This window comes from Mycobacterium paragordonae (genome assembly GCF_003614435.1).
GTDB classification, from domain to species: Bacteria; Actinomycetota; Actinomycetes; order Mycobacteriales; family Mycobacteriaceae; genus Mycobacterium; species Mycobacterium paragordonae.
In genome coordinates this window covers 4,796,181-4,813,029 of the sequence record NZ_CP025546.1, presented here as the reverse complement: position 1 = coordinate 4,813,029, position 16,849 = coordinate 4,796,181, and the positions used below count along the sequence as shown (strand labels likewise).

General features: G+C 66.9%; 16 protein-coding genes. 7 read left to right on the top strand and 9 right to left on the bottom strand.

Features of this window, described 5'->3' with window-relative positions:
- Positions 1–59 precede the first annotated feature (59 nt).
- From C0J29_RS21595 to macS, 3 genes are read right to left on the bottom strand one after another with little or no spacing between them, the layout of a single operon-like run.
- Positions 60–1,937: a DUF2339 domain-containing protein gene (locus C0J29_RS21595; protein WP_120793515.1), complete on the bottom strand. Its 1,878-nt coding sequence runs from the start codon at positions 1,935–1,937 to the stop codon at positions 60–62.
- Between the two features lie 59 nt (positions 1,938–1,996).
- Positions 1,997–2,653 carry a response regulator gene (locus tag C0J29_RS21590; protein WP_065044435.1) on the bottom strand — a complete coding sequence of 219 codons (657 nt, stop codon included), beginning with the start codon at positions 2,651–2,653 and terminating at the stop codon, positions 1,997–1,999.
- Entirely contained in the window at positions 2,646–3,776 is a 1,131-nt protein-coding gene (macS, locus tag C0J29_RS21585; RefSeq protein WP_120793514.1) for a MacS family sensor histidine kinase, read from the bottom strand. Before macS ends, C0J29_RS21590 begins: the two co-directional genes overlap by 8 nt.
- 451 nt (positions 3,777–4,227) lie before the next feature.
- On the opposite strand from macS, the gene C0J29_RS21580 reads away from it, so the two are divergent.
- Positions 4,228–5,697 (top strand): PE family protein, encoded by a 1,470-nt coding sequence (locus tag C0J29_RS21580; protein WP_120793513.1) that lies wholly within the window; start codon positions 4,228–4,230, stop codon positions 5,695–5,697.
- 53 nt (positions 5,698–5,750) lie between these two features.
- Positions 5,751–7,079, top strand: a complete 1,329-nt coding sequence (locus C0J29_RS21575; protein ID WP_120793512.1) for a dipeptidase — start codon at positions 5,751–5,753, stop codon at positions 7,077–7,079.
- Here the strand turns inward: C0J29_RS21575 and C0J29_RS21570 are convergent.
- A complete protein-coding gene (locus C0J29_RS21570; RefSeq protein WP_120793511.1) occupies positions 7,072–7,443 on the bottom strand; it encodes a nuclear transport factor 2 family protein in 372 nt (123 codons plus the stop codon). The two genes, C0J29_RS21575 and C0J29_RS21570, sit on opposite strands and share 8 nt — an antisense overlap.
- A gap of 56 nt (positions 7,444–7,499) precedes the next feature.
- A complete protein-coding gene (bcp, locus tag C0J29_RS21565; RefSeq protein ID WP_120793510.1) occupies positions 7,500–7,973 on the bottom strand; it encodes a thioredoxin-dependent thiol peroxidase in 474 nt (157 codons plus the stop codon).
- 80 nt (positions 7,974–8,053) lie between these two features.
- Between bcp and C0J29_RS21560 the strand changes: the two genes are divergently transcribed.
- A complete protein-coding gene (locus C0J29_RS21560; RefSeq protein ID WP_065044463.1) occupies positions 8,054–8,281 on the top strand; it encodes a DUF3618 domain-containing protein in 228 nt (75 codons plus the stop codon).
- A 105-nt stretch (positions 8,282–8,386) separates the two neighbouring features.
- Here C0J29_RS21560 and C0J29_RS21555 read toward each other — a convergent pair whose 3' ends face one another.
- Positions 8,387–9,175: an SDR family NAD(P)-dependent oxidoreductase gene (locus tag C0J29_RS21555; RefSeq protein WP_065164156.1), complete on the bottom strand. Its 789-nt coding sequence runs from the start codon at positions 9,173–9,175 to the stop codon at positions 8,387–8,389.
- The gene (locus tag C0J29_RS21550; protein WP_120793509.1) at positions 9,172–10,923 is read right to left on the bottom strand and encodes a DUF3556 domain-containing protein; all 1,752 of its coding nucleotides are present in this window, start codon (positions 10,921–10,923) and stop codon (positions 9,172–9,174) included. The genes C0J29_RS21555 and C0J29_RS21550 overlap by 4 nt, the downstream gene beginning before the upstream one ends.
- A gap of 534 nt (positions 10,924–11,457) precedes the next feature.
- On the opposite strand from C0J29_RS21550, the gene C0J29_RS21545 reads away from it, so the two are divergent.
- The 3 genes from C0J29_RS21545 to C0J29_RS21535 are packed head-to-tail and all read left to right on the top strand — an operon-like array spanning position 11,458 to position 14,137.
- Positions 11,458–12,192 (top strand): ABC transporter ATP-binding protein, encoded by a 735-nt coding sequence (locus C0J29_RS21545; protein ID WP_120793508.1) that lies wholly within the window; start codon positions 11,458–11,460, stop codon positions 12,190–12,192.
- A complete protein-coding gene (locus C0J29_RS21540; RefSeq protein WP_242460509.1) occupies positions 12,189–13,349 on the top strand; it encodes an ABC transporter substrate-binding protein in 1,161 nt (386 codons plus the stop codon). The genes C0J29_RS21545 and C0J29_RS21540 overlap by 4 nt, the downstream gene beginning before the upstream one ends.
- Positions 13,346–14,137, top strand: coding sequence for an ABC transporter permease (locus C0J29_RS21535; RefSeq protein WP_120793506.1), 792 nt, complete (start codon positions 13,346–13,348; stop codon positions 14,135–14,137). The genes C0J29_RS21540 and C0J29_RS21535 overlap by 4 nt, the downstream gene beginning before the upstream one ends.
- Before the next feature lies 1 nt (position 14,138).
- On the opposite strand, the gene C0J29_RS21530 is transcribed toward C0J29_RS21535, so the two are convergent.
- Positions 14,139–14,987 carry a lysophospholipid acyltransferase family protein gene (locus tag C0J29_RS21530; RefSeq protein WP_120793505.1) on the bottom strand — a complete coding sequence of 283 codons (849 nt, stop codon included), beginning with the start codon at positions 14,985–14,987 and terminating at the stop codon, positions 14,139–14,141.
- Between the two features lie 67 nt (positions 14,988–15,054).
- Here C0J29_RS21530 and C0J29_RS21525 point away from each other — a divergent pair, with 67 nt between their 5' ends.
- Positions 15,055–15,627: a TetR/AcrR family transcriptional regulator gene (locus C0J29_RS21525; RefSeq protein ID WP_120793504.1), complete on the top strand. Its 573-nt coding sequence runs from the start codon at positions 15,055–15,057 to the stop codon at positions 15,625–15,627.
- Here C0J29_RS21525 and C0J29_RS21520 read toward each other — a convergent pair.
- Complete coding sequence (locus C0J29_RS21520; RefSeq protein WP_120793503.1) at positions 15,608–16,849, bottom strand: flavin monoamine oxidase family protein; 1,242 nt, start codon at positions 16,847–16,849, stop codon at positions 15,608–15,610. The two genes, C0J29_RS21525 and C0J29_RS21520, sit on opposite strands and share 20 nt — an antisense overlap.

Below are 16,849 nucleotides of genomic sequence, written 5' to 3'. Positions count from 1 at the left end.
GGACACAAAAGCGCCCTGGAACATGTGTCCCAGGGCGCTTTTGTGCCTGCTCGCGGGAGTCAGCGAGCCAGACTGCGGGCGTAGCCGGTGCCCATGCTCAGCAGCACCAGGCCCACGATGATGAACGCCGCCACCCGGAAGATGCCATCGAGGGTGGCCAGGTCGAACAGGAACAGCTTGCCCGTGGCCGCGCCGGTCAACGCCAGACCGGCAGTGATCGACTCGGTGCGATGCTCCCGGTCGCTGCGCAGCGCATGGACGAAAAGTGCTGCCGCCATGGCGATCCAGCAGATGGTGGCGGCCATGTGGCCGGCCAGGAATCCGCCGCCGGTGCCACCGATGAAGACACCGGCCGTCACGGTGAACGCCGTCACGGCGTAGACGATCAGCGCTGCCGCGGTGGCCACCAGCAAGCCCGCGGCTTCGGAGTCCAGCCACGCCCGGGTCATCACCACCGCAAAGGCAATGACGAGCAGGCTGGCGGCAAGAGTGGACGCCGCGACCGTACCCGGCATCGCGGTGGCCCGCACCAACGAGTAGAGCGGCGCGTAGCTATAGAACAGTCCGCAGCCGATGATGCCGAATCCCAAAGCAATCCAGCGGGCCACGGTCTCCTGGCGGCCCACCATGGCGATGACGATGGCCAGTGCCAACAGCACCGGGCCTTCGACGTAACCGGTGCAGGCGACGGTGAGGGCGATCAGCCCCGAGATCGCCGACCAGACCAACCAGATCTGGGTGACGACCCGCGGGTGCCGGCCAACGAGCGCGGCCGCCAACATGCCCGCCGCCAACGCGGCCGCCAGGACGGCGGCCAGCACACGATCTACCGAGATTGCAGCGGCCAGCACCGGGGCGGTGCCGACCGAGGTCAAAATGGCCAGCGCGCTGGGGTTCTTGGTGGACGGCAGCAGAATGAGACCGCTGGCGATCGCCAAGACTGCGGCCACCGCGCACGCACCGCCGAGCAGCCACGCGTTGTCGCGGGCCGCCGGCAACGCGACCAGCAACGGCAGCGTCGTCGCCGCGATCCGGGCGGCGTGCATCCAGGTCCAATCCTTACCCAGCTGCACCGGCAGCGCGGCGGCGGAGAGCGCGAGCATGAAGCTGATCAGCAGCAGGTCCACTCCGTGAGTGAGCACCGGTGCCAGCCCGATCAACGGCACCAGCACCAGCAGTGCCAGGTGTTCGGAGTCCCAGCGCCGGGCCAGGGCGAGTCCCGCACCGCCGACGACGGCGGCCAGGACCAGCCCGACCGGTGCGGCCACCCACCTATAGATGGTGACGATGGCGATGACATCCAGATACGCGGTGGCAATACCCGTGGCCGCCAACGCAATTGCTCCGATTCGGCCGCCCGGCCGTCCACGCAACCGGACTGCGATCCCCACCAACGCACCCGCCAAAGCGATGCCACCGGTTACCCGGATCTCCGGTCGAAGCAGCCCGGCCTGCGCGGCCAGCACCAGCAGGAGCACGACACCGATCAGTGTCACGGCCACTCCGGCGACCGCGAGCAGCTTGCCGATCCAGCCGGATTCGGCGTGGTCGGACCCGGTGTCCGAGCGCTGGGCGGGAGGGGGCGCAACAGGTCTCGGCGGGCATTGGCGCGGAGGTCGGGGTGCGGGCGGCGAAACCGATGCGGGCTGCCAGTACTGCCAGTAGTTCTGCCAGTACGACGCTGCCTCCTGCTGAGGCGACGCCTGCTGGGGCGCGACGGCCGGTGGTGGTACGAACACGGGCGCCGGGCGCGGCGCGGGTGCCGGCGGCGGAGCGGGCGCTGGCTGCGGAGCGGGCGTTGGCGCGGGGGTGGCCTCAGTGTTGGCGAACAGCCTGTCCAACTGCGTGAGTTCGCCCGACACCCGGGACATTTGCCGGGCCAGGGCATCGAACTCGTGCGAAAGCCGGCTGAGCACAGCCTGATGCGATTCGGTCATGGTGACCCACCCTGCCGGGGCCGCAATGCGATCGGATGAGTAGGACTACCTGAATGCCGCTATTGGTCGAGCCCGTGCTCGATCGCGTAGCGCGTCAGTTCCACCCGGTTGGCGACCTGCAACTTGCGGAAGGTTGCCTGCACATGGTTTTCCACCGTCCGGTGGCTCAACGAGAGGCGCTCGGCGATCTGCTTGGCGGACAAGCCTTTTGCGACGAATCGCAACACCTCGGTCTCTCGCTCGGTCAGGCTGGGCGTGGCCGGGCCGGGGTTCGGGTTCGTCGCGATACGCCGGTATTCGCCCAGCACCAGCCCGGCCAGGCTCGGGGTGAACACGGCGCGCCCGGCCGCGGTGGCCCGCACCGCATCGGCCAGTTCGGCCTTCGAGGCGCTCTTGACCAGATAACCGGCCGCTCCGGCCTTGACGGCCTCCAGCACGTCGTCGCGTTCATCGGAGGCCGAGAGCACCAGCACTTTGGTGGACGGCGAAACCTCGAGCACCTGAATGGTCGCCTCCACACCGTCCCCGTCGGCCAGGCGCATGTCCATCACCACCACATCCGGTTTGACCACCGCGGCCCGTCGACGAGCCGACGCGACGCCGTCGGCGGTCGCGACGACGTTGAATCCGTCGTCCGCCAGGTCGCGGGCCACCGCGTCCCGCCAGATCGGGTGGTCGTCGACAACCATCACCGTGGGTTCGGCCGCCTCAGTCATGACGCGGCACGCTCAATTCCCATTCCGTTCCCTCTCCCGGGCCGGTGTGCAGCTCGGCGCTGCCACCCAACGACATCAACCGTCCCACAATCGACTTCGAAATGCCGACATGTCCCTGACCGACCGCTTCCTGCAGGCGGCCCGGCGCGATGCCCACCCCGTCATCGCGGATGCTCACCGTGACCGAATCGCCCAGGTCCTCGAGCAATACGAAGGCGCGCGCCGCAGGACCGGCGTGGGCTCGCACGTTGTCCAGCGCGTTGCCCACGGCGGCATCCAATTCGGTGGCGACATTGCCGTCCAGCACAACGGCGTTGCCCGGCAGGCTCATCGAGACGCGCTCGTTTTCGCGGCGGCGGAGCAAGGCGCGTACATCGATGGTCTGGTCAGTCTCGGTCTCCATCTCGGTGGAGGTCACCCAACTGCGCAGTGCCCGTTCCTGTTCACCCGCCAGTGTGGCGAGTTCGGCCGCGCCGCCACCGATTTCGCGGCCGCGTTTGGCGACCAGCGCCAGGACCTGAATGACGCCGTCATGTACCTGACGGGACAAGCGTTCTCGTTCTTCCACTGCTGCCGACAAGCGGACCGCGCGCTGCAGTTCGTCGTGGGCGCGGCGGGCCGTGCTGGCTGCCAACCCCACCGCGAGGCCGGCCGCCAATTCGACGATGATTGTCGCGTTGCGTCCCAAGTTGACGTTGATGTAGCCCTTGACGAACTCACTGGCGGCCGTCACCGCCAGTCCGGTCAGCATTCCGCCGGCAGGGCCGAACTGCAGGGCCGCCGAGATGGTGGCGTTGCTGGCCCACAAGGTGGTCGGCCAGGTCTGATTGTTATGCGCCCACTGCCCGGAGGCGACCACCTCGGTGGACAGCATGAGCGCCACCACCACCACGAGTTCGGCGATCACCCACGCCGGCCGCCGTCCGAAACCCCGCAGGTAGGCGAACGCGCAGGCCGCGCTCCAACCGATGAGCACGGCGAACAACGACCAGCCCAGCGCGGGATGACGCAGGTCCGAACTGATAGCGACGTGGAAACCCAATGCATAGAGGCAGCTCAGCAGCCGGAACAGCTGTGCCGCCCGCCACAGCGGTGTCGTCGGGTCAGGGCCGGTAGTCGCCATTACGGGCTCAGCATAGCCAGCGGCGGAGGCCTGACCGATCTGCTTCGGTGGGCTGTCGCTCGCTGGGCTGCTTCGGCCGACGGCTATTGCGCACGCATGGAACAGCGGTTAACCTGCCAATGTTACTCAGCGGTAAGTTAAGTGGGGGTTCGCCCGAGGAGTCGGTCCACGAGTCACCCGGGGGCCGCGCGTCGACTGCGCGTCCAGATCGGCGAGAGTGGTTCCCAGCTAACTCCGCTCGCTCGCGGAAATGCGAGCTCAGTTCGAGCATATTAGCGACCCTCAGCTGTTTTCCTGAGGGTGATAATCCCTGCCAAAAACTATTCTTCGTGCTTAAGTACAGCTTCCTGTCAGTTCGCTGAGAGCCATAGCGGGCACGCAAAATCGCATTAAATTCATCTTCGTTCAGCGACCGCTGGTCACTTTTCTCAGCTAATCAAAGGAGACGTAGATGTCATTCGTGATCGCCGTACCGGAGCTGGTTGAGGCGGCGGCCGACGACTTGGCCGGCATCCGAGCGGCCGTGGGGGAGGCGAGCGCGTCCGCCGCGGCCGCGACGACGTCGGTGTTGCCTGCCGGGGCTGACGAGGTTTCGGCGGCGGTCGCTCAACTGTTCGGTGCTCATGGCCGGGACTTTCAGGCACTCACCACGCGAGCAGCGTTGTTCCACAACGAATTTATGAGTCTGCTGAGTTCAGGTGCGACGCAGTACGCCAGTGCCGAAGTGGCTGCTGCGGCGTTGCTCGCCGGCTCCGGAGCCAGTGCGGCGACGTCGCCCATGGAGGGACTGGCGGCATTCGCCAGTGCTGTCGCGGCCCCCTACCAGACGCTTGTCGCAAATACCGCCGCCAACCTGCAGAGCCTGGGTAATGCCCTCTCGTCGAATCCGATGCCGTTCCTGCGTCAATTAGTCGCAAATCAGAGTGGTTACTTGCAAACGGCCGCTGCCTCGTTCGCGAATGCAGTCCAGAATCTGCCCGCCACAATAGCCAATCTGCCGCTCGCCGTTCAGAATGGCCTGCAGGTGTTCGCAAATTTCCAACCCGGCACCCTGGCGCAGTTGGTGCTCAACAATCAGATCGGTTATATGAACACGATCTCCACGTCACTTCAGGCTGCTGGCAAAGACTTCATGGCGGGATTGCAGGCGTTGCCGGCCAGTTTCGAGGCTGCTGGCCAGGCTCTGCAGGCGGGAGATTTTCAGGGCGCGGTCAACGATGTCTCGACCGGTTTCGTGAATCTGTTCCTAACCGGCTTCACCGGTGAACTCGACTTCGACACCGGCTTCGTCAACGTCGCGGCGACGGGTGCCTTCGGCGACTTGACGCCGGTCTTTTCGATCCCTGGACAGATGGCGCAGAACTTCACCAGCCTGCTGCCGGCCGGTTCGATCCCCGCGATGATCTCCCAAAACATGACCAACGTCATCGAGACGGCGACTGACACGTCCCAGTGGATCAATCTCGGCGTGAGCAGCCTCCCCATCCCGTTGCATGTCGGGTTGCCCGTCGTCCTTGCTCTCGACGCGATAGGTCCCGTGCTCACCACCGGCGATGCGTTGCAGTCGAGCTTGGCGTCGATGACGGCAGCGGTACAAACCGGCGATATCGCGGGGGCGGCGGCGACATTCCTCGGCGCTCCCGCAAATATCGCCAACGGTTTCCTCAACGGGCAAACGGTGCTGCCGTTGAACGCGGGCGTCAGTTTCCCGGGCGGCAGTGGGGTTCTCAATTCGACGACTTACCTCCCGGTGGGGGGAATTCTCACCCCACTGCAGGGCGGCCAACTCGTCACCGACATAACACCGGGCGTGCCGTTCCCACTCGGCGGCGCAGAGTTCGGCGGGATCATTCCCGGATTGCTGACCTACCTTCCGCAACAATTCGCACAGGCCATCGGGGCCCTACCGCCGGCGCTCTAGACCTGGCGGCGGGCAATGCCGCCACTGAAGTGGGCTTGGCTAGCCTCGAACCCGTGACTGATCTGGTTGAGCGGGTGCGCGAGGTGCTGCCGTCGGTACGCCGCGACCTCGAGGATCTGGTGCGGATCGAATCGGTGTGGGCGGACCCGGCTCGACGCGACGAGGTGCACCGCAGCGCCCAGGCGGTGTCGGACCTGTTGTCGCAGGCCGGTTTTGATGATGTCCGGATCGTCAGCGAGGGTGGCGCGCCCGCGGTCATCGCGCACTATCCGGCGCCGGCGGGCGCTCCCACCGTGCTGCTGTATGCCCACCACGACGTGCAACCCGAAGGCGACCGGGGCCAGTGGCACTCGCCGCCCTTCGAGCCGACCGAGCGCGACGGGCGCTTGTACGGCAGGGGCACCGCCGACGACAAGGCCGGCATCGCAACACATTTGGCGGCGTTCCGGGCACACGATGGCCGGCCGCCGGTGGGCGTGACGGTGTTCGTCGAGGGCGAGGAAGAGTCGGGCTCGCCGACGTTGGGCCAGTTCCTGGCCGCCCACCGCGAGGAGTTGGCGGCGGACGTGATCGTGATCGCCGACTCGGACAATTGGAGCACCGAGATTCCGGCGCTGACGGTGTCGCTGCGCGGAATGGCCGACTGCGTGGTGGAGGTCGCCACCCTGGATCACGGCCTGCACTCCGGGCTCTGGGGTGGCGTGGTCCCTGATGCGCTGAGCGTGCTGGTACGGCTGCTGGCCAGCCTGCATGACGACAACGGCAACGTCGCGGTCGCTGGGTTGCACGAGAGTAAGGCAGCGGATGTCGAATATCCGCCGGACCGGGTACGCAAGGAGTCGGGTCTGCTGGACGGGGTGACCGAGATCGGCTGCGGTTCGGTGCCGCAGCGGTTGTGGGCCAAGCCGGCGATCACGGTGATCGGGATTGACACCACGCCGGTGGCCGCGGCTTCGAACACCCTGATTCCGCGGGCGCGCGCGAAGGTCAGCATTCGGGTGGCGCCCGGTGGCGACGCGGCCCAGCACCTGGACGCGGTGGAAGCCCACCTCAAGCAACACGCCCCATGGGGTGCGCAGGTCAACGTGGTCCGCGGCGACATGGGGCAGCCGTACGAGATCGACGCGAGTGGACCGGTCTATGACGCCGCGCGAGCGGCGTTCCGGCGGGCCTGGGGCGTGGACGCCATCGACATGGGCATGGGCGGGTCGATCCCGTTCATCGCCGAGTTCGCGAAGGCGTTCCCGCAGGCCAAAATCCTCGTCACCGGTGTGGAAGACCCTGCGACACAGGCGCACAGCATCAACGAAAGCCTGGATCTGGGCGTGCTGGAACGCGCGGCGATAACCGAGGCGCTGCTGCTGGCGAACCTGGCTACGTGAGTTTCGGGTTGAGATAGACGTAGAGGGTCGCGATCTTGTCGTCGCGCACTACGACGACGTCGAGGCCGGTGTATGCGGGCGGCTCGCCGTGCGGTCCGGACCCCCAGGCGAATATTCCTCCGTTGTGCAGGGCCTGCGGCTCGCCACGGTGGGTATAGACGAAGTCCGGGTGACTCGCGCGCAGGGCTCCGGCGAAGCGGTCCACTGCGTCACGTCCGACGAGGACATCGCCCGGAACGTAGAGCACGCAATCGTCGGTATACAACTCGTCGACGGCGGCGCGCCGACGGGCTGCGTCGACCTCGCCGAAGACGTCCGTCAAATTTCGCTGGAGAACCTCGATCACGCGCTCGTCAGTCGTCATGCCGGGCTAAACGGACTGAAGTCCGATTTCATTCCGCTGCCGGGCGCGGCACCGGGTCAGACCGACAGATCCCGGCGCAACTTCGCCACGTGCCCGGTCGCCTTGACGTTGTACTGGGCGACCTCGACCTTGCCCTTCTCGTCGACGACGAACGTCGAGCGGATCACCCCGGTCACCGTCTTGCCGTACATCTGCTTCTCGCCGAACGCGCCGTACGCCGCGAGCACCTTGCGCTCCGGGTCGGACAGCAGCGGGAACGTCAGCCCTTCGGCGTCGCGGAACTTCGCCAGCTTCTCCGGCTTGTCGGGGGAGATGCCGACGACGTCGATGCCGGCCTCGTTGAGTTCGGCCAGGCTGTCGCGGAAGTCGCAGGCTTGTTTGGTGCAGCCGGGCGTCGAGGCGGCCGGGTAGAAGTACACGACGACCCGGCGGCCCTTGTAGTCGGACAGCTTCACGTTGTTGCCGTCGGCGTCGGGCAGGTTGAAGGCGGGCGCTTTATCCCCTGGCGCCAGCCGCGTGGTCTCGGTCAAGGTGCATCCCTTTCTTGTCGCCGAAGCGTCGGCACTAGGGTAGTTCCTCAGTGCACCAGCCTGACTTGGAGGACAGACACGTGGCGGACCGCGATCCCGACACCATCAAGCAGGAGATCGACCAGGCCCGCGAGCAGCTGGCGGCAACCGTCGACTCGCTTGCTGAGCGGGCCAACCCTCGCCGCCTGGCCGACGACGTCAAGGCCAAGGTCATCGAATTCCTGAACAAGCCCATCGTGACGGTGTCGCTCACCGGGCTCGGCGCGGCCGCCGTCGTCGTGGTGATCTACCGGATCCGCAAGCACTGACACCTGCTGGGTGCCGCGAGGGCCGCGAGCGTGCAGCCAGCTTCACCCTCGGCGCCGAACGTGAAACCAGCCTCACGCTGGGCGCACCTCAATTAGTCCGCAGTCTCAGTGCCGCGACACGAAGTAGCCGGACACCAGCGCGGTCAACCTTCTCGACGGCGACACGGTCGAGGCCACTCGCATCACCTTCGGCCCAAATCCTGGCATTACGGCGACCTGCCCCGTCCGCATCGCGGCATAGCCGGCCGCCGCCACGGGTGCCGCATCCATCATGTAGCGGTCCAGGCGCGACCAGTCCCCGACGCCGGCGGTGCGCCCGAACTCGGTGCGGGTCGGGCCGGGCGCAAGATGCGTGCACGTCACGCCCGTCCCACGCAGATCGTCGGCGACCGACTCCGAGAAGCTCCTGACGTAGGCCTTGCTGGCGGCATAGCCCGCCTCGAGCCCGTGCGGGATGACGTAGGCGGCGACCGAGCTGATGTTGAGGATCGCCCCGCGTCCGGCCCGCACCATGCGCGCGGCATACATCGTCGTCAGCTCCGTGAGGGTCACCACGTTCAGCTGGACCATCTTCGAAACGGCGACCGGGTCGGATTCCTGGATCTTCAGACCCAGGATCCCCACTCCGGCGTTATTGACCAGGTACGTGATGTCGACGCCGAGTTCGTCGACGCGGGAGACCAGGTCGGCACCGGCACCGGGTGCCGCCAGGTCCATCGTGACCGTCTCGACGCGAACGCCGTAGCGTGCGCGCAATTCCTCGGCCAGCTCGTCCAACTGCGCGGTGCTGCGTTCGCTGGACACCGCCACCACATCGACACCGTCGCGTGCGAAGAGACCGGCCAGCTCGCGGCCCAGTCCGGTCGAGGCGCCGGTGATCAGCGCGGCCGTCATGCGGGCAGCCCCTTCATGCCCGGCGCCTGGCTGGTGACGTGGATCGGGATGTCGTCGTCCCAGGGCTGGGCATCGGCCATGTCGGCGACCTCCACATAGCCGCGTTCGAACTCACCCGTCGCGGCGTCGACGAGCCGGTACTCCTGCCGCTGGGTCTGGATGGGCTGGGAGTCCAGGATCACCACGCGCACCTCGCCCGGTTCGAATCCGCACCGCTCCTGCAGCGCCTCTATCAGGCATTCGTTGTGCAGATGCCCGTCGCCGAAATTCCAGCCCAGCACCATGGCGCACAACACCTCACCCTCACACAGGTTGTAGTCGTCCTCGTCGTAGCCGGCCAGCGCCCGGTGCGCGAGGGTGAACAGGGCGCGCCCGTGGGTGTTCATCCCGCGGAATGCGTAGGCGAGGTGGATGGGAACCAGGGTGGCCTCTTTGCTTTTGTACAACCGCTCGAGCTGCAGGTGCTGCATCGGCCCCAGAGCGCGCGAACCGATGCGGATCTTCTCGTCGGCCGACGGCTTGACGCACCACACCGTAGTGTCCCAATTACCGGCGTAGTACCGCATGCCGGGCAGGAAGGAAACCTTGCGCGGGAACAGGTTTCCGATGACGACGGTGCCGGCGACCACCGCGAAGAGCAGTGCCACCCACACGGGCTGGTGTGCGTCGGATAGGCCGACGCCCGCGTGCGCGACGAACAGCCACAGCACCCCGAACATCATGAAGACGTTCCACTCCAGCGGAACCCCCATCGGAAATGCCAGCAGGATGTTCAGGTGGAACACGATCATCACGAATGCGGCGATGGCCGTGGGCCATCCGCCATGCGAGAACAGCAGCACCAACGGCACCAGGCCCTCGATCGCGGTGGAGAAGTGCGCGATGAATCCCGATAAGGCACTGGGCCGCAGATCATCCGGGTATCGCCGGAACAGGGACCGCTTGAGGAATCCCGACGGAATGAACGGGTTGTTCGCCAGCATGGTCGAGATGACGAAAGGAAAATGCTTGTTCAGCTTGGACGTTGCCGCGCCGAGCCAGATGACCATGAAGACGACCTTGGCCCCGACGACGATGTCGGCCCCGGAAAACAGGAACACCAGCGTCAGGGGCGCATACACCTCGCCGCGGGCGGCCAGGAAAATGATCTTGTCGCGCAGGGCAAGCACGGCCAGGACCGCGAGGATCGCCATCGGCTGCCACCGGGGTAGCACACCGATGTTCGTGCCGAGAGCCGGAATCGGCCCGTTGCCGTCGGACACCAACGCGGTGACGAGCAAGACCAGCAGCGCTGCGTAAAGCACAGCCTCGAAAGGGGTCCGGTTGGTGCCCTTGGTCAGCGGTACCCGATCGGGCCACGGTGGCAGCCGGATGGTCCCCGGGCGCAACCAGTACAAGGCGGATCCGATAGGCGGGAAGTAACGCCCGGCCAGCGGCCCGAAACAGCAGCCCAGGCCGACGACTTCGAACAACATCGTGTACAGCACGGCCTTCTGGAAGACGATCGGCTCGGTCCACCACGAGGCGACGTCGGTGAAGCCGCCGATGCCCGTTGTGGTCCAAGCGAATACCCAGGCGCCCAGGATGTAGAGCCCGATCTTCACGCCGTACATCACGTGCATGATCAGCGGCGTGCCGAAGCCATTGGCGGCGATGTGCTGCATCATCGGGATCACGCGTTGGGACCGTGGACGTTTGCTCCAGTCGGCCATCTCGACGACCGGCAGGTTCGGCTGGATGAACCCCATTGCTGCTCCTTCGAACTGTGGCTGGCGAGCGCCCGCGTGTTGCCGGCGACACGCCGCCCTGGCCGGCAATTAGGGGACGCTCGCCAGCCAGGGTCGGGCCGTGTGAGAAAAAACTACCCGTGAGGCGATTGCTGCGACAGGCCCGCGTCGACTCAGCGGGAAAGAATCTGCCGGCCGGATGGGGCCGGTTGCGGTCGGATGTAGGGCGGTTGCAATCAGCCCGATCACATCCCGGTGGCCGGCGATCCTCTCGGCGGCTGACACTGGGTACGACCAGCCCGCCTCGTGGCTCCGCGTTACCCTCGAATCGATGAAATCTGTTGCTTGACAACCTGAATCAGGACAGTCAGGCCCCTGCCCGCGACCGTCAGGGTACGGCGGCTCGGTGGCCTTCACCCACACGGTCGCCGAGCACGGCGTCGGCTGCAACGCCGAGGCGCGCGTGGACGTGCCGCTGCCGGCACTGGCAGCGTGTTCCACAGGTGCGCGCCGGGGGACTGCAAGACAAGTCGGCCATGCGAGAGGAACACGAACGTGGGAACTGCCACGGTACGAATAATCGGTGGCCACAAGCGCTTTGATGCCGACAGCCACGCCCTCAACGACATCAACCTGACCGTCGACGACGGCGAATTCCTGGCGATTCTCGGGCGCAGCGGCAGCGGGAAGTCCACCCTGTTGCGGGTTATCGCGGGCCTCGAGACGCTCACCGCGGGCACCGTCGAGTGGTCCGGCGCCAACGGTGTGGCGCGACCGCACACCGGCGTGGTGTTCCAGCAGGCCCTGCTGATGCCGTGGCTGACCGCCGGTGAGAACGTGACCATCGCCGGGCGATTCGCCGCCAACAAAGCGACATTCCAGCCGGAATACGCCCAGGAATTGCTGCAGCGCTTCGACCTGCAACGGGTGGCCGACCGCTATCCCGATCAGCTCTCCGGCGGGCAGGCGCAGCGGGTGGCGATCATCCGCGCCGTAGCCACCCGACCGCGGTTGTTGCTGCTCGACGAGCCGTTCAGCGCCCTGGACCCCGCCATCCGGGCGGACCTGCAGTCCTGGCTGGCCGTCCTGGCCGCCGAGCTGGGGGTGACCGTGGTGCTGGTCACCCACGACGTGGACGAGGCCCTGTTGCTGGCCAGCCGCGTCGTCCTACTGGGGCCCGACGGCAGGATCCGCCGGGAATGGCAACCGGCCGTCACCGCCGCGGTGCGCAGCGGCGACGATCAACTGCGACAAGAGATCCTGGATCAGTACCGCCTGGTCGAACAGTGACCGCGCTGTTCACGCGGCGCCGCTTGCTGATCGGCGCGGCCGCCGCGGGTGGGCTGGCCGGAATCGCCGACCTCGCCCACGCGGCCAGCATCGACCGCACCAACACCAGCGGGCAACTGCGCATCGGGTATCTGCCTATCACCGACGCGGCGCCACTGCTGATCGCGCACGCGGCCGGCCTCTACCAGCCGGGCGTGGTCAGCTCTGCCAAACCGGTGCTGTTCCGCAGCTGGGCTTCGCTCGCCGAAGCGTTCGTCACCCGTCAGGTGGACGCGGTCCACATGCTGATGCCAACCGCAATCCAGCTGCGTTTTCTGCTGCGCAGCCCGGTGCGGGTACTCAGCTGGAACCACACCAACGGATCGGCCCTCACCGTCGCGCCCGGCATCACCGATCTCGGGCAACTCGCCGGCACGCAGGTGGCCATACCGTTCTGGTGGTCGATTCACAACATCATCCTTCAGCAATTGCTGCGCGCCCACGACCTGGTGCCGGTGGTGCGCCGCAGCGCCTCGCGCAGTGCGCGCACGGTCGAGCTGATCGTCATGAGCCCCTCAGATATGGTGCCGGCCTTGGCCAACCGCTCTATCAGTGGCTACGTGGTCGCCGATCCGTTCAACGCGATGGCGCAGGTACGCAAGATCGGCCGCATCCACACGTTTCTCGGCGACGTCTGGCGCGACCATGCGTGCTGCGTGGTGTTGGCGCACGCTGACCTGATCGAGCACCGCCCGGAAGCGGCTGCCTCGCTGGTCAATTCGATAGTCGGCGCGCAGCAGCGCATCAACTCCGACCGGGTGGCGGCGGCGACCGCCCTGTCGGCGGGAACCTATCTGCCGCAGCCCCAACCGGCCATCAAGACCGCGCTGACCTACCGCCCGCAGGACTACCGGTTCCTACACCCGGACTGGCAGCCACAACGATTGGGCTATCAGCCTTTTCCCTTCCCGAGCTTCACGCGCCGGCTCGTCGAGGCGATGCACGACACCGTCGTCGACGGCGACCGCGCCTTCCTGGACCGGATCGATCCCGCGTCGGTGCATACCGAACTGGTCGACGACACCTTCGTGCGACGCGCGCTGACCGCTCACGGCGGACCCGCAGCCTTCGGAATCTCTGCCGATCTGACCCGAATCGAACAGGTACAACCGCGATGACTCTGAACACCTCGACAGCCGAAGCGCCGTCGCCGGCCCGGCCCATCCGGCAGTGGTGGCCTCCCGCCCTGGCGATCGCGTCCGCGGTCGGAGCCTGGTGGCTGGCGACCGCCGTGCTGGCTCCGTCGCAGTCCCTGCTGCGTGAGACCACGCCGGTGAAAGTGGTGAAGTCGCTGCTCGACCTGTTCAACCGCGGCGTGCTGCTACCCGACACCGGAGTCAGCCTGTGGCGACTGCTCATCGGGCTGCTGGTCGGCGCTGTCATCGGCATCCCCGCCGGGTTGCTGATCGGGCTGAACGACACGGCCGATCGCGCCACCCGTCCCGTCGTTCAGTTCCTGCGGATGATCTCACCGTTGTCGTGGGCGCCGATCTCCGTGGCGCTCTTCGGGATCGGCAACGAGCCGGTGATCTTCCTGATCGCCGCGGCATCGGTGTGGCCGATCCTGATCAACACCGCCGCCGGTGTGCACGCCATTGATCCGGGCTATCTGCAGGTCGCCAAATCGTTCGGCGCCACGCGCCTCGAGCAGCTGACCGTCGTCGTGCTGCCTGCGATCCGCGGCCACCTGCAGACCGGGCTGCGGGTGGCGTTGGGTATCGCCTGGGTCGTGTTGGTACCGGCCGAAATGCTAGGTGTGCGTTCGGGTCTCGGCTACCAGATCCTCAACGCCCGCGATCAGCTGGCGTACGGGCAGGTGGTCGCGGTGATCGTGGTGATCGGGGTGATCGGTTACCTGCTCGACCTGGTGGCACGGCGAGCGCTGGCGGGCTCGCGCCCGGCATAGGTCACGCGACCGCGCGCGACCACGCCAGGGGATTGAGTTCCCGGAACGGGTCGTCGGCCCGCAGCGCCAGCAGATCCCGCAGGATCCCTTCGAGTTCCCGGTGGGTGGTGTCGCGGACCGTGCCGACCCAGGTATCGGCCGGCACCCGCTTGGGTTTGGTGGTGTCGATCGGGTCGCCGAACCGCAGATACATCCGCTGCGGGCGGGGGATGAGCGTCGGGCCGATTCCTCGGAGTACGGGCATCGCCATGTCGGCACTGCCGCTGAATCTCTCGCTGACGGCTTGGCTGAGACGGCCCAGCTTGCTGTCGCGCGTGACCAGGCTCTTGTAGACGTCGTCGCCGCCGACCAGGCCGACCGGCACGATCGGGTAGTCATATTCGGCGGCCAGGCGCGCGAATCCGGACCGGCCCTGCCAGTTCAGCCGGTATTCCTCGCCCTTGAATTTCGCGATCTCGCGGCCCCCGCCCGGGAACACCAGGATGGTCTGGTCGTGGCGCATCAATTCACGGGCGGTCTCCGGGGCGCCGACGACGCCGCCGTAGGCGGCGATGAGGTCACCTCCCAGTCCTTTCGCCTCACCGAACTTGCGATCGGCCAACGGCCGCACCCGGGTGCCCGTCACTCGTCGCACATAGTGCGGAACGAGTAGAATCTCGGCGAAGGCCTGCTGAGTATGGTTGCCCACCAACAGGAATCGCCCATCGGCGGGCAGCTTCTCCAACCCGCTGACGTAGGGCCGGTACAGGTCGACCACGGGCTGGATACCGCCCTGGATCTTCTGCAGCGCCTCACTCAGGATCTGCACCCGGCGGGGGTGGTTCATTACAGCTTCAAGTGTCTCGGTCATCGCCGTTCCTCCAATTCGTCCTCGGCCAGTATACCGAACGAACTAGTTCGTATGGTAGCTTTCTGAGATGCGCAGTACAGACGAACTTCGCGACACGATCCTGGGTGCCGCGCGATCGGAGTTTGCTCAATTCGGGCTGGCCGGTGCCCGGATCGACCGCATCGCCCGAGCCGCAAGTGCCAGCAAAGAGCGGTTGTACGCCCATTTCCGGGACAAGGAGACACTGTTTCGCAGCGTTGTGGCGGCCGACAGTGCGGAATTCTTCGCGGCCGTGGCGGTCCGGCCCGACGCGGTACCGGAATTCGTCGGTGACATCTTTGACCTCGCCTGTCGGCGTCCCGAGCACCTGCGCATGATCACCTGGGCCAACCTGGAGGGGCTGACCCTCGATCCGCCACCCGCGCTCGAGTGGGATTCCGTGCCGGACCGCGATATCCGCGCGATAGAGGAGGCTCAGGCCGCCGGTTATGTCGACCCCACCTGGCAGCCCATGGAGTTGCTGGTGGTGCTGTTCGGCGTGGGACTGTCCTGGGCGCAGTCACCGCACCCGGACGCTCAGACGTCGGATCCCGAGGTACTGGCGGCGCACCGCGCGGCCGTCGTCGAGGCGGCCCGGCGAATCATCGCGCCGCAAGGATAGCCTCGGCGGTGCGGCGCCCGCTCACCAGCGCACCTTGAATCGAGGCGGTGTCGCGGTGGTCGCCGGACAGCCAGATCCCCGCCGCCGTGCGGATCGGGCGACGCACGGACAACGGCGGATGCTGTGCCGGCAGCGCTTTCGGAATCACGTGCCGGATCAAAGGTTTCCAGTTGCGACGGTCGGTTTGCATGATGTCTGCCGCGTGCCCGCGCATCTCGCTTTCCGACGGCACCGCGCCGTCACGGGTGACCACCGCCGAGGCGGCGATGAGGTGTCGGCCCGGCGGTGCGTACGACGGGGCGGCGGCACTTATAACCGCCGTGTTCAGCACCGGTCCCCGGGGACGGCTGCGGCCGTCCACCCGGAGCATCGGTGGGCCGGGCACGGCCTGTTCGGTTGCCCACCAGTCCGTCACGACCCCATGCATCTGCGGTGCCGTCTCCGTGGTCAGCCACGCGGCCGCAACCGCGTCCGTCGCGACCACCACATGCTTCGCCAGGACTTGCGCACCCTCCGCATGCACTAGGTATCCCTTTCCATCGGGATCGATGCGAAATGCTCGGCGCTCGAACGCTATCCGCTCTTTGACTCGAGCGGCCAACTGCTCGGGCAGGGCCTGCATGCCGTCGGCCGGCAGCGCGGGAACCCCGAGTGCGAACATCCGCGCCAGCAGTAACGCGAACGCGTTCGAAGTGGCCCCGGTCGTGTCGAGCAGGACACCCGCAAAGAAGCGGTCGATCACCCTGCGTACCTCACCGCGCAGGCCAGCCCGATCCAGCGCCTCGCTGAGGCTGATGTCCCGATCGGTGTGTTCCTTGAGGTGTTTCGGTCGCACGGCCGGGGCCGCCCAGCGGGCCAGTGCCAGCATGTCACGGGGCGTGATCGCGCCGGAGGACAGCATCGCGGGCACGCGACCGGGGGAGCGTAGCGGATGCACCCACACCTGTGAACCTTCCTCGGAGCGCACCACCACGCCGGCGCCGAAGGGTTGCAGGCGCAGTTGCGCGAGGTCGACCGCCTCGCGCAGCTCCGGGTACGCCGGATTGAGCACCTGAAAGCCGCGGTCGCAACGGAACCCGTCGACGATGTCGGTACGGATCCGGCCACCGACCGCGCTCTTGGCCTCCCAGACCAGCACGTCGCGACCGGCGGCCGTCAGCACGCCGGCGCAGCGGAGGCCGGCCAGCCCCGCGCCGATGACCAGAACTTCTACTTCTTCCAT